Consider the following 11,846-nt stretch of genomic DNA (forward strand, 5'->3'; position numbering starts at 1 on the left):
GCCGAGCCGAGAGCCCATCCGAGACACCTGACGACAAAATCCCACTCACGGCACGACATCGAAGGACGCTGAAGAACATGGCTGAACTACCCCTTCAAGGCATCCGGGTCCTGGACATCTCCTCGGTTATCGCGGCACCCGTCGCCACTACATTCCTTGCCGACTTCGGCGCCGAGGTCGTCAAGGTCGAGGAACCGACCGCGGGCGACTTCCTCCGTGGAAATTCCGGCACCCCGGGAAAGCGCTCACTGCAGTGGGCGCAGGAGGGGCGAAACAAAAAGTCCGTCACCCTCGATCTGAGACAGGCCCGAGGGCAGCAAATTTTGCGTGAACTCATCCCCCATTTCGACGTGGTCGTCAGCAACCACCGCCTGCCCACGCTCGAAAAATGGGGACTGTCCCCCGAGTCGATGCAAGCAGTCAATCCGCACGGCGTCTTCGTCTTCGTCACCGGCTACGGTCTGAGCGGACCTTATCGAGATCGGGGTGCATTCGACAGGATCGCCAGCGCATTCTCCGGGCTCACCTATGTGAGCGGTGAACCCGACCGCCCGCCGGTGCGAACAGGATTCGCGATGATCGACTATATGGCCGCCTACCTGACAGCCTTTGCCACAGTGACTGCCCTGTACCACCGAGACGCCAACGGTGGACGGGGGCAAATCATCGACTCCTCACTCTACGAGGCAGGGTTCCGGGCCAGTGAGGATGCGCTGCTGTCCTACTCCTCGAATGGCATGATCCGGGAGCGAAGCGGTAACCGTAATCCGGCATTGGTTCCGGCGAGTGACTTCGATACTGCAGACGGCCGCCGGATTGCTGTGCACGCGGGAACCGATCCGCTGTTCCGCCGCCTCGCACAGGTCTTGGGCCGACCCGATCTTGCCGACGACCCGCGCTTCGCTACGCGCGCCGCGCGCGCGGAGAACCCCGAATACCTCTACAAGATCATCGGCGAGTGGGCAGCAGAGAAGAATGCCGATGAAGCAACCGAGATCCTCAGTGCGGTAGGCATTCCTGCATCTCCCCTCATGAACGTCGCCGACATCGCCAGCAACCCCCACTACCGCGAGCGGGGCACCATCGTCGATGTCGAGGATCCAGATTTCGGCGAAATTTCGATGGTTGCACCGCTACCGCACTTCAGCGAGACGCCGGGTCGCATCGAAACGCTCGGATGCGCATTGGGCGCCCACACGGACGAAATCTACCGAACCCTGCTCGGATTCGATGACGAGGACCTCGCCGAGCTACGGTCCGCGAAGGTGATCTGATGCCGATCGACGTCGCAGCCGCACTTTCGGCGAAACCTACCGTGCAGCGCCTGCAATGGACCGAACGGGATGTTTTGCTGTACCACCTGAGCATAGGCGCAGGATCTGATCCAACCGACCTCACCGAACAACGCTGGGTCTACGAGCGAAACCTGCAGGTACTTCCCACGTTCGCAATGGTTGCAGGAAAAGGGGTCTCGGCGCCGAGCACTCCGAATACGACGGCGCTACCAGGAATCGACGTGGCGCCCGCGAAACTCCTGCATGCAGGCCAGAAATTGGTTATTCACCGTCCAGTCGCTCCCGGAGACTCCGCCATGATTACAACGCGCATGATAAACGTGTCGGATCGAGGAAACGCCGCCGTCATCGAAATGGAATCCCTCGCAATGACAGCGAGCGGAGAGCCCTACTGGACCAGTAAAACAAGCATATGGGCCAAAGACGAAGGCGGGCAGGTCAAGAAGACCCCGTCGACCGAAACGCCAACAGTATTGCCCGACCGCGCACCAGATATGGTCATCCATCGAACAACCCGTCCGGATCAAGCCCTGCTGTACCGACTGAATGGTGGGAGGAATCCACTACATGTGGATCCAGTCTTCGCTCGGCAGGCAGGATTCGAGCGGCCCACCCTGCACGGATTGGCGACATACGGGATTGTCTGCAAAGCACTGGTGGATGAGATGCTAGGTGGGAATACCGCACGGGTAGGCAGTTTCAATGCTCGTTTCTCCAGCTATGTGTTGCCCGGTCACAGCCTACGAATCTCGGTCTGGAACGAGGGCTCTACGCTTTGGTTCTTCGCCACCTGCCCGGAGCGCGGCGATGTACCTGTACTGACACACGGCCGCATGATGCTCAGCTAGCGACACGAGTCCAGCTCCGCATTTCCAACAGAACTGTAAGGTTAAATGTGCTGTTCTTGGGAATCACTGATCCAACCGGTGTTTCGTCGCCAATGGTCACAAGACCGGGAAATCAAATGCTGCAACAAAATCCACTTAAGCGATCTGCCGGAATCCAGTGAGCAGGCAAACGAAAAGCAACGGCCCGGTATCCTTGTAGTAACTCCCAGCGAATACTGCTTACACGATCGATACTGACGTGGGTGGCCATTCTTTTCCGGTGATACACTCGGTGCAGTCGAGGACTCCGACGAGGACTCAGTCAGGTTGCGCGTGAGGTGATTCCGGCGTGGGTGCAATCTCTATGGTGGGCACTGCGGTAGACTTGAGAGTTAATCCGCGGGTGATGTCTTCGGCGTTTTTCATAGGTTAATTGCAATCCAATTAACCTGTTTCCAATGTTTCAGCTGGTTAATACGAACCTATTAACATGATCCGGATCACTGGGCTTTAGGCGTTCTCTCCCCTTCTCGGACCGACTTCCGATAGTGGTTCCGTCCGGTTCGTCGCCTCGTCCGTGGTGTTCGATGAGCGATTGTGCTCCGTCGGCGGCCTGTGAGCGTGAGGAGTGTGGTGAGGGCGTCGGCTTCGCTGCACGCGAGGCACTGTCCGAGAGCCCTGTGGGTATCGTTATGGCTGAACACTTCTGAGAATCATCCGAGGGAGTCGACGAGTGCCGTGGTGTGCGACCAGATGGCTGCCCCATCGGATACCGGTTGGCGAGTTCGTGCGCTCTGCGGTCGATCTTCGACGGAACGGCCCCGCATCTGAGCCAGTGGCCGTACGGCGAAGGAATCGGTTGGGCGTTCAACGTCTACATCATCGTGCTCTGTCTCAACACCGGAAAACCCATCGTCAGAAGCTGTCAGCAAACTGCATCGTGCACCTTATTTCCCCGTCGTTGTGGCAGGACCCCATTTGGTGAGCCACTCGCTATCAGAGAATCAATGCGTGTGAATACAGCTGGCAGCGTACTCATTTGGAGTTCGATACGCCAGCGATGAATGACGGTGCCGGTTGTTGTAGTCCTCCTTCCAGTCCTCGATGACCACCCGAGCTTCGAGGAGGCTGTGGAATTCGTTCATGTTCAGGCATTCGTCACGGACACGGTTGTTGAAGGACTCGATGTAGCCGTTTTTCCACGGCTGACCAGGTGGAACGTAGCCGATACCGACCTGATCCTCGCAGAACGTCCTCAGCGCCTCGGAGATGAACTCGGGCCCGTTGTCGCACCGCAGGACCTGCGGTGGGCCGCCCCAGAGCGCGAACGCCTTCTTCAACGCTGCGACGAGGTCCTCTGCCGGGATGGATCGCTCGACAATGTTCAGTACGGACTGGCGGGTGTGTTCGTCGACCATCGACGCGATCTTGAACTTCCGGCCCTCGGTGGTCGAGTCGAACTGAAAGTCGATCGCCCACACAACCTTCGGTGCATCTGCCTCGGTGATCGGAGTAGTCGAGGCGCCGGCCCGTTTACGTATCTTCGGACGTTCACCCGCAGTCCTTCCTCGCGCCAGAGTCGCTGAACCTTCTTCTTGTTAATCACCCAGCCCGCGGCACGCAAGTCCGCCCATGCCCGCCGGAACCCTTTTCGCTGGTTGACTTTGGCCCAGTCCCGCAACCACTTCCGCAGATCGGCATCCGGATCGTCCGGGGTGTTTCTCGCAGGCTCTTTCCGTTGGGTCGATCGCGGTTGCCCGACGATTCTGCAGGCGAAACGCTGCGAGAGCCCCATTGTTTCCTGGAGCATCATCACGGCGTTTCGTTTGGCGGTCGGGCTCAGAATTTTCCCCGAGCAATCTCCTTGAGGGCAGCCTTTTCGAGCTCGGCTTCGGCGAGGAGCTTCTTGAGCAGGGCGTTCTCGTTCTTGAGTTCCTTGAACTCTTTGGCGTCGTCGGCTTTCATACCGCCGTACTGCTTGCGCCAGTTGTAGAGCGTCGGCACCGAGACGTCGAGTTGTCGGGCGATTTCCTCGACGTCGGCGCCTGTGGCGGCGAGTTCGTCGCCGTGGCGCAGTTTGCGGATGATCTGTTCGGGTGTGTGCCGTTTGCGTCCAGCCATGAGATGAAGCCTTTCATGCCCTTGATCAGGGCGGAAGGATTCTCATAACTTGCGGGTCACTTCACGGGGGTCATGCCAGTTGGTTACGGGTTCACCGCAATTACCGTGTGGGGATGAACGGTGATGTTGATCCATCCGGGCTGACTTGCGGAAATCAAGCGGGACGAGTCTCCCGACTGGGTGATGTATCGATAGTTCATCGCCTGTTCGAAGAGGGAGTTGGCGAATCTGGCTTTCCTTTTGATGCGCGTGACGATGGTCTCGGGATCTGTACCCGCCGTAACTTCTTCGGTGGCCTGTCGGAATATCTCGGTGAGGGCTGGTAGATGCTTGATCTCGGAGAAGGTCAAGTAGATGGGTAGCCCAGGTAGGGGTTCTGTGAGGTGTACTCGCGTGTCGGTCAAGCGCAGATCCTCCAATGATGTCCTGGCAGTCAGTCTTTCAAGTAGAGACGGCTGGCTTCGTCAAGGACGCGCCTGTAGGCGGCGTCGGTTGCCTTGAGCGCGGTGTCAACGAGGTCGAGCTCGCGGAGTACGGCTTCGTAAGTCTCGGGCCCTGTGGTGGCGTCGCCGAGGGTGTCCGCTTCGAGGGTTTCAGGGTCGTACAGCTTGTAATCGGCGGCGCTGGCGGCGACTCGGTGAAGCAGATCGTTGATTACTCCGAGTTGGCCGTGCAGTTGCAGATAGAGGTCGCTGGGTGCAATGCGGTCAGGCATGAAGTCTCCCTAGTGTTTCTCTGTTTTCGGTGTTCAGGGGAAGGCAGATATTGGCGTCAGTGTGTGGCGGACAGGTGGATGGTGAGCACGTCATCGATGCGGGTTGTGAGGTCGACGTTTTCGTGCAGGATCGCTGATGCGTTGACGGCTCCGAGGGTGCCGGCGCACAGGTTCCATGCGAGTCGGTGTGTCGTGAGCGTGTTGGTGAGTTCGCCGTCGGTGATGGCGGTGTCGATGATGTCATTGACGGCGTCGACCCAGTGCGCGAACCCGGCCGCGTTGTCGATGGTGGGTTCGAGGGTGAGTTTCATTCCGGCCCGCACGTTGGTGTCCTCGGCAATCCGACGAGCGAGGGACGTGAAGATCGCTGCCAGCTTCTCCCCTGCCGTGCTGCTCGAACCGGATGTCAGTGCTTCGCTGATGGTTTCGTCGAGGGTGCGGTTCCAGTCCGAGATGAGGTGTTCTGCGATCGCTTCTTTGGATGGGAAGTGTTAGTACATCGCGCCTTTGGCGAATTTTCCGGTAGCGCTGATGGTGTTGATGCTGGTGTGGCCGTAGCCGTCGGTGTCGAAATGCCGGGCTGCGACGGCGATGATCGCTTCCCGTGTTCGCACTGCACGGTCCTGCATTGCCGAGTTCTTACTGCCGGGGACGCGACCGATCCGGCGGCTTGTCGTGGTGGCAGCATTTTTCGGGACGTTCGCCGATTCGACGGGGCTGTTCACAGGGATGCTCCTTCGACCATGCGGACGGCGGCCGGGTCCGTTCCACGCCACATCAGCAGTAGATCATCGACCCGCCTGCTGATGGTGTGGTTCTCGTCGAGGCTAGCGGCAACCTGCACAGCGCCAACGAAACCGGCGCAGAGAGTATCGGCAAAGCGCGACAGGGCGGAGTCGAGGGCGCGGGAACGACTCGCGTCGACGACGATCGGTTCGATCGCAGCGGTCCACGCTTCGTAGGTGGTGCGGGCGCCGCTGAGCGACTTGTCGATGGACAGGATGAGGCCGGCGCGGATGATCGCCTCGTTTTGGGTGCGGCGGGCGAGTTCGCGGTAGATCATCAGTACTTGCCGGTCGGCGGGTTGACCGGTTGCGATCTTGCTCTCAATACGTCAACGCATCACTGCTGGTGACATGATGCGTGATCGTGGAGGCATGGATGGGCAACAGGGCGCTCGGGTTCACTGTGGATCAAGAGAACACGATCTGGGAGATGTGGCGTCGCGGTGATTCGCTGAGTGCGACCGGGCGGGTCCTCGGGGAGAGTGTCCCTCAGATCGGCCGGTTCCTGCGTAAATCCGGCGGTATCCGGCCGCTCCCACGTCGTCGGCGAGCATCTCATCTCACGGCCGGGGAGCGTGAAGAGATTTCCCGTGGGATCGCCGCCGGTGACAGTGCTCGGACGATCGCCGACAAACTCGGAAGATCCCCGTCCACGATCGCTCGGGAGATCGCCCGCAACGGCGGCCGCGAACACTATCGGGCGACCCCGGCGGATGCCGCAGCGTATGTCCGCGCGCGCCGCCCTCAAATCTCGACTCTCTCTACCAGGCATTTTCTGCGGGAGGTTGTCACAGGGAAGCTGAGTGAGCAGTGGTCACCGCAGCAGATCTCCGCCTGGCTCCGGCGCGAGTATCCGTCCGATCCGCAGATGTGGGTTTCGCACGAGACGATTTACCGTTGCCTGTACATACCGTCGCGGCAAGTATTCGACGACACAAAATTTCACGAACTGCGTACCGATCGGCGGATCCGCCGGCCTCGTGGGAAGAAACGCTCCCACGGGCGCGGGCAGATACGGAACAGGGTCCCCATCGATCACCGCAGCCCAGCAGCGGATGCTCGTAGCGAGCCCGGACATCTGGAAGGTGATCTCGTGTTCGGCACCCGCCCGTCGGCGGTCGCGACGCTGGTGGATCGGCAATCACGCGCCGTGCATGTGGTCGCACTGCCGGACGGGTACCGGGCCGAGACGGTTGCGGACGCCTTGATTGCCTATCTGGGCCGGTTGCCTGCGCATCTGCGTCGGTCGTTGACGTGGGATCGGGGACAGGAAATGGCCGCGCACGAGCGCATCACCGCAGCACTCGACCTGCCCGTCTACTTTTGCGCCCCGCATCATCCGTGGCAACGAGGGACGAACGAAAATACGAACGGGCTCCTGCGCCAGTACCTGCGCAAGAACGCTGACCTGCGCACTTTCAGCCAGGAGGGCCTGAATTCGATCGCGGTAAGACTCAACGATCGGCCTCGTCGGGTGCTCGACTGGGACAGTCCACGCCAACGAGAAGACCAGGTGCTCGGTTCCTCCGCAGTTGGATAGCAAAGCTGGCCATAACGGCGGTTGGCATGATGATGGTCATGGCTGCCACCGGACTCCCCGAACTCGATGTCGCCCGTATCGTGAAGTACTGCGCCAGTAGAGTTCCCGATCGTCTGCGTCATGAGATTCGGGTCGAATGCGACATCGCGCCGCGCCATGTCACGATCTGCGAATGCCGGCCGCCGTGGCGTGAGGACTTCGGACCGGAGTGGACGCGATTCCCGATCGCCCGCCTGTCTTACACGAAGAAAACCGGGCTGTGGACTCTGTATTGGCGGGACCGGAACCTCCAATTTCACCGTTACCAGTTCTTAGCGCCGAGCCCTCACGTTCAGGATTTGCTCGATCACATCGAAAACGGTGGCGATCCGATCTTCTGGGGCTGATCCGTTATCGTCGGTGATGCGTTGACCTATTGAGACCAAGCTCTCTGACCGAGTCAATCGCGGCTTCACGGCAAGCCGGCCGAACGAGTTGTGGTTCACGGATATTACGGAGCATCCCGCTCGTGACGGAAAGGTTTACTGCTGTGCAATTTTGGACTGTTTCAGTAAAATGATTGTGGGTCGTTCCTTTTCCACGACGGCCGATACGGCACTTGTCAACAATGCGGTGAACATGGCCGCGCAGGAACGGATCCGTTGGGAGGCAACGATCTTGCATGCCGATCATGGTCCCCAGTTCACGTCATGGGGGTTCGGCGAGAATCTGCGAAGGTGGGGACTTCTCGAGTCATTCGGGACGGTCGGTGATTGCTTCGATAATGCTGTCATGGAGGCATTCTGGGGGCGGTTGCAGACGGAATTACTGAACACGAAGAAGTGGTCGACCACGCTGGAGTTGACTGCAGCCATGGCCGATCACATCGACAATTTTCACAATGGCGAACGGCGTCACAGTTATCTCGGCAACATCAGCCCGATCGAGTATGAGAAGCTCTGGGCAGACATCCAACCGTACCCTCAGCTCTCATAAAGCTGGTGCACTATTGGGGGCACGGATCAAGTGGCTCACCAAACGGGGTCCTACCATACGGTCCGGCAGGACACGGCGGTTCAGGTGGATCTTCTGGTGAGGGCCGGGGTGGATCGTGACATGGTCTATGTCGATCATGGTGTCAGTGGCCGGCAGGCTCGTCGGCCGGGTTTGGATAATGCGATCAACGCGGCTCGGGCCGGCGATGTGTCTTGTGTGACGAAGCTCGATCGGCTGTCTCGTTCGGCGAAGGATTTGCATGAGACGGTGGAGCCGATCGCGGAGAAGGGTGTGTCACTGTCGATTGATGGTCAGGTGTACGACCCGGCTGATCCGATGGGGAAGATGTTTATTGGCATTCTTGCGTTGATGGCGGAGTTCGAGTCGGATCTGATTCGTTCGCGCACGCGTGATGCTGTTGCCGCCGCGACGGCTGCTGGGAAGATGAAAGGTAGGCCGCACAAGCTCTCGCCCGAGGAGCGTGCGTACCTGCTGCAAATTTATGAGACGGGCCAATTCAAAATCGAAACGCTGTGCAAGAACACGGGTTTGAAGCGTTCGTCGTTGTATACCAATATAGCGCTTGCGCGGATCGAGCGGGAAGCTAGCGGCCGTACCCCTCGGGTCTAGAACTGAGCTCGAAAGTGGGGTCCGGTCGCTACGTCAATGCCGCAAATATTGTCGGTCTACTTGTCCCTCAAGAAATTTCGACCAGTTGATATTGAGGTCTACACCCGTGTTTTAGATCAGATGGGCGTGAAGGCATTGCGCAACTGCGCTGCTACCACGCCTTCGAGACAGGTTGCGAGGTCGATGTCTTCTCGCAGGGTTGCTGATGCGTTGACTGCTCCGACGGTGCCAGCGCACAGGTTCCAGGCGAGTCGGTGTGTGGTGGGGAGTGTCGGTGAGTTCTCCTTCGGTGATGGCGGTTTCGACGATGTCGCTGATGGCGTCGACCCAGTGCGCGAAGGCTGCGCCGTTGTCGATGGTGGGTTCGAGGGTATCTTCAACTGGTTGTCCGCACGTGTCACCACAGTCAACTCGGGTAACAGTCAGTCGTATGCCCTCAGCCCTTTCAGTGATGTTCATATTCGTTTGGACTGCAACATAATTCGAACGTATAACTACCAGTTGCCATAGGAATCGATCTATTGGGCGCCCATCAGAATTGCGCGACTGACCGAGGACCGGCCGACGCCGAGTGTCGAGGCGATGGCATCGAGGCTCTTCCCTTGTTCACGTAGTGCACGAGCGCGTTCGGTGCGTTCGACGATCATGCGGCGTTCCATTTGAGTGAGCGCGGCCATGAGGTGGAAAAGGAATTCGCCGCCAGCGGTGGTGGTGTCGAACCCTTCCGCGAGGGAACGGAACGCCATGCCGCGTTCACCGAGGTTGTGAACGGTGTCGATGACGTGGCGGACGGATCGTCCGAGCCTGTCGAGTTTCCAGAGGACGAGGACATCTCACCGTCATGTCGCGGAGGTAGTTCAGGCATTCGGTGAGCTGGGGCGCTGCATTTTGGAGCCGGATTTGTAGTCGGTGAAGATGCGGATTGCGCCGGCTTGTCGGAGTGCATGTTCTTGCAGTTCGGGGTTTTGTTCGAGAGTGGTGTTGCGCTTGAGCTTGAGCGTCAGCGTAAATTCGTCGGTCTCCTGGGTGAAATCGACCTCAAGGATCGTGTATTTCTTGATCTGCTCGGGGTTGGAGACTTTCTTGTTGGTGTCGGCGACGACCGAGTCGATTTCGGCGATCAGGTCAGCGTCATCCGACTTGGTCGCGTCGCGGAACTGATCGCAGACCGCATCAATCTGGTCGGCATCGGGCGAGTGCTCGAACTCGAAGCACACAGCGCCTCACTGCGACAGGACACTCAACGAATCACCCGCGACTACGTAAAGGATAGTAACGGCCATGACATCCATTCCGCACGCAGCGCACGATGCAACATCAGATGTCGATCGCGGCGAGCAGACAATCCCCGTCGACGATGACGCTCTCGAAAACGAACCCATCACCATCGACAACAACGTCGTCTGACCTGCGTCCCTAAGAGACCTGATCGAGCAGTCAATCCGGGACTGTCTCTAAATCGGTGTTTCGGCCCGACTAGCTGAGTGAATGCTCGGCGAGGAGGTGCCGAGATGACGACACTGGAAGATGTGACGAAGAAGAGGGCCGAGCCCTCCGCGGAAGCTGCGGCGGCCGCGGAGCTGGTCAGGTTGGCGAAGGAGCAAGGTCTGTCGCTGACCGGTCCGGATGGTTTGCTCAAGCAGTTCACCAAAACCGTCCTGGAAACCGCCTTGAACGAGGAGATGACCGAGCACCTCGGGCACGACAAGAATCAAGCCCAGCCGGAGCGGGAATCGTCCAACATCCGCAACGGAACCAGATCGAAAACGGTGTTGACCGAGGCCAGCGGCCATGTTCCGATCGAGGTCCCTCGTGATCGGGAGGGGACGTTCGAGCCGCAGATCGTCAAGAAACGCCAACGGCGATTGAACGGGGTCGACGAGATCGTGTTGTCGTTGTACGCCAAAGGATTAACGACCGGTGAAATCAGTTCTCACTTCGCCGAAATCTATGGCGCCTCGGTCTCGAAAGAGACTATTTCTCGGATCACCGACAAGGTGCTCGAGGAGATGCAGGACTGGTCTGCCCGTCCGCTCGACGAGGTGTACGCGGCGATCTTCATCGACGCGATAGTCGTCAAAGTCCGGGACGGGCAGGTCGCGAACCGGCCGATCTATGCCGCGATCGGCGTCAGTCTCGACGGACACCGTGATGTGCTCGGATTGTGGGCCGGCACCGGCGGCGAAGGCGCCAAATTCTGGATGTCCGTCTTGACCGACATTCGAAATCGGGGCACCCGGGACGTGTTCTTCCTGGTCTGCGACGGATTGAAAGGTCTACCGGAGGTCGTCGAGAACGTGTGGCCGGCCGCGACGGTCCAAACGTGTGTAATCCATTTGATCCGAAACACGTTTCGACTGTCGTCGCGGCAGCACTGGGATGCGCTCAAGCACGATCTCAAGCCGATCTACACCGCACCGACCGAGACGGCAGCGCGGGCAGCGTTCGACGATCTCGCAGACCGTTGGGGCAAGCAGTATCCGGCGATCATCCGATTGTGGAACAACGCCTGGCAGGAGTTCATCCCGTTCCTGGATTACGACACCGAGATACGGCGAGTGCTGTGCTCTACCAACGCGATTGAGTCCTTGAATGCCCGATACCGGCGGGCTGTCAAGGCTCGTGGCCATTTTCCCACCGAGGCTGCTGCGCTCAAGTGCCTCTATCTGGTGACGCGTTCACTGGACCCGACAGGCAAGGGCCAGGCACGATGGATAACGAGGTGGAAGCCTGCTCTGAACGCGTTTGCGATCACGTTCGCCGATCGTTGGCCGGGATCGGAAACTTACTGATGGAAATCCGCCGAAACACCGTTAGCGAGATAGACCCGTCAATCCCTGCCCCGGTCGACGACTGACTGCAGTTTTGCCTTTTGACGACTCTAATCCTGCGCAGCGGGATAGGACTGTGCCCGCAGCGCGCGAGAAAAATGAGCAGCTTTACGTGCAACGGTGGCGT

14 protein-coding genes and 2 pseudogenes are annotated in these 11,846 nt (G+C 59.2%); 8 read left to right on the forward strand and 8 right to left on the reverse strand.

The window, feature by feature from the left end; all coding sequences use genetic code 11:
• Window positions 1-77 precede the first annotated feature (77 nt).
• Together YH3_RS00285 and YH3_RS00290 are read left to right on the forward strand one after the other, a co-directional pair.
• The gene (locus YH3_RS00285; protein WP_064442783.1) at window positions 78-1,274 is read left to right on the forward strand and encodes a CaiB/BaiF CoA-transferase family protein; all 1,197 of its coding nucleotides are present in this window, start codon (window positions 78-80) and stop codon (window positions 1,272-1,274) included.
• Window positions 1,274-2,143, forward strand: coding sequence for a MaoC/PaaZ C-terminal domain-containing protein (locus YH3_RS00290; protein WP_064442784.1), 870 nt, complete (start codon window positions 1,274-1,276; stop codon window positions 2,141-2,143). The genes YH3_RS00285 and YH3_RS00290 overlap by 1 nt, the downstream gene beginning before the upstream one ends.
• 983 nt (window positions 2,144-3,126) lie before the next feature.
• On the opposite strand, the pseudogene YH3_RS00295 reads toward YH3_RS00290, so the two are convergent.
• The 6 genes and pseudogenes from YH3_RS00295 to YH3_RS00320 form a co-directional block, all read right to left on the reverse strand.
• Window positions 3,127-4,243, reverse strand: a pseudogene (locus YH3_RS00295) (IS3 family transposase).
• 83 nt (window positions 4,244-4,326) lie between these two features.
• Window positions 4,327-4,647, reverse strand: coding sequence for a hypothetical protein (locus YH3_RS00305; RefSeq protein ID WP_154100267.1), 321 nt, complete (start codon window positions 4,645-4,647; stop codon window positions 4,327-4,329).
• Window positions 4,648-4,676: 29 nt separating this feature from the next.
• Entirely contained in the window at window positions 4,677-4,958 is a 282-nt protein-coding gene (locus YH3_RS00310) for a hypothetical protein (protein WP_064442786.1), read from the reverse strand.
• Window positions 4,959-5,014: 56 nt separating this feature from the next.
• Entirely contained in the window at window positions 5,015-5,269 is a 255-nt protein-coding gene (locus YH3_RS36455; RefSeq protein WP_238592483.1) for a hypothetical protein, read from the reverse strand.
• A gap of 180 nt (window positions 5,270-5,449) precedes the next feature.
• Window positions 5,450-5,683, reverse strand: a complete 234-nt coding sequence (locus YH3_RS36460) for a hypothetical protein (RefSeq protein ID WP_238592484.1) — start codon at window positions 5,681-5,683, stop codon at window positions 5,450-5,452.
• The gene (locus YH3_RS00320; protein ID WP_238592485.1) at window positions 5,680-6,021 is read right to left on the reverse strand and encodes a hypothetical protein; all 342 of its coding nucleotides are present in this window, start codon (window positions 6,019-6,021) and stop codon (window positions 5,680-5,682) included. The genes YH3_RS36460 and YH3_RS00320 overlap by 4 nt, the downstream gene beginning before the upstream one ends.
• Window positions 6,022-6,119: 98 nt before the next feature.
• Here YH3_RS00320 and YH3_RS00325 point away from each other — a divergent pair, with 98 nt between their 5' ends.
• Genes YH3_RS00325 through YH3_RS00340 form a run of 4 tightly spaced genes read left to right on the forward strand, consistent with a single transcriptional unit; the run spans window position 6,120 to window position 8,888 of the window.
• The gene (locus YH3_RS00325) at window positions 6,120-7,283 is read left to right on the forward strand and encodes an IS30 family transposase (protein WP_064442787.1); all 1,164 of its coding nucleotides are present in this window, start codon (window positions 6,120-6,122) and stop codon (window positions 7,281-7,283) included.
• 38 nt (window positions 7,284-7,321) lie between these two features.
• On the forward strand, window positions 7,322-7,669 hold the full coding sequence (locus YH3_RS00330; protein ID WP_064443434.1) for a DUF3024 domain-containing protein: 348 nt from the start codon (window positions 7,322-7,324) through the stop codon (window positions 7,667-7,669).
• Between the two features lie 28 nt (window positions 7,670-7,697).
• The gene (locus YH3_RS00335; protein WP_125053474.1) at window positions 7,698-8,258 is read left to right on the forward strand and encodes an IS3 family transposase; all 561 of its coding nucleotides are present in this window, start codon (window positions 7,698-7,700) and stop codon (window positions 8,256-8,258) included.
• 30 nt (window positions 8,259-8,288) lie between these two features.
• Entirely contained in the window at window positions 8,289-8,888 is a 600-nt protein-coding gene (locus YH3_RS00340; protein ID WP_064442789.1) for a recombinase family protein, read from the forward strand.
• Between the two features lie 518 nt (window positions 8,889-9,406).
• Here YH3_RS00340 and YH3_RS36465 read toward each other — a convergent pair.
• Both YH3_RS36465 and YH3_RS36470 read right to left on the reverse strand, forming a co-directional pair.
• Window positions 9,407-9,709, reverse strand: a pseudogene (locus tag YH3_RS36465) (recombinase family protein); the annotation flags it as partial.
• A 36-nt stretch (window positions 9,710-9,745) separates the two neighbouring features.
• A complete protein-coding gene (locus YH3_RS36470) occupies window positions 9,746-10,105 on the reverse strand; it encodes a hypothetical protein (RefSeq protein ID WP_064442792.1) in 360 nt (119 codons plus the stop codon).
• 64 nt (window positions 10,106-10,169) lie between these two features.
• On the opposite strand from YH3_RS36470, the gene YH3_RS37090 reads away from it, so the two are divergent.
• Complete coding sequence (locus tag YH3_RS37090; protein WP_256670359.1) at window positions 10,170-10,295, forward strand: hypothetical protein; 126 nt, start codon at window positions 10,170-10,172, stop codon at window positions 10,293-10,295.
• 104 nt (window positions 10,296-10,399) lie between these two features.
• Window positions 10,400-11,680: an IS256 family transposase gene (locus YH3_RS00360; RefSeq protein ID WP_007732099.1), complete on the forward strand. Its 1,281-nt coding sequence runs from the start codon at window positions 10,400-10,402 to the stop codon at window positions 11,678-11,680.
• Window positions 11,681-11,846: the final 166 nt, after the last annotated feature.

Source organism: Rhodococcus sp. YH3-3, assembly GCF_001653035.1.
GTDB lineage: Bacteria > Actinomycetota > Actinomycetes > Mycobacteriales > Mycobacteriaceae > Rhodococcus_F > Rhodococcus_F qingshengii.

Excerpts from the sequence above, each read along its gene's own strand:
- YH3_RS37090 (WP_256670359.1), top strand. The coding sequence starts at position 10,170 with ATGACATCCATTCCGCACGCAGCGCACGATGCAACATCAGATGTCGAT.
- YH3_RS00360 (WP_007732099.1), top strand. The coding sequence starts at position 10,400 with ATGACGACACTGGAAGATGTGACGAAGAAGAGGGCCGAGCCCTCCGCG.
- YH3_RS00330 (WP_064443434.1), top strand. The coding sequence starts at position 7,322 with ATGGCTGCCACCGGACTCCCCGAACTCGATGTCGCCCGTATCGTGAAG.
- YH3_RS00320 (WP_238592485.1), bottom strand. The coding sequence starts at position 6,021 with ATGATCTACCGCGAACTCGCCCGCCGCACCCAAAACGAGGCGATCATC.
- YH3_RS00325 (WP_064442787.1), top strand. The coding sequence starts at position 6,120 with ATGGGCAACAGGGCGCTCGGGTTCACTGTGGATCAAGAGAACACGATC.
- YH3_RS00290 (WP_064442784.1), top strand. The coding sequence starts at position 1,274 with ATGCCGATCGACGTCGCAGCCGCACTTTCGGCGAAACCTACCGTGCAG.
- YH3_RS36455 (WP_238592483.1), bottom strand. The coding sequence starts at position 5,269 with ATGAAACTCACCCTCGAACCCACCATCGACAACGCGGCCGGGTTCGCG.
- YH3_RS00310 (WP_064442786.1), bottom strand. The coding sequence starts at position 4,958 with ATGCCTGACCGCATTGCACCCAGCGACCTCTATCTGCAACTGCACGGC.
- YH3_RS00285 (WP_064442783.1), top strand. The coding sequence starts at position 78 with ATGGCTGAACTACCCCTTCAAGGCATCCGGGTCCTGGACATCTCCTCG.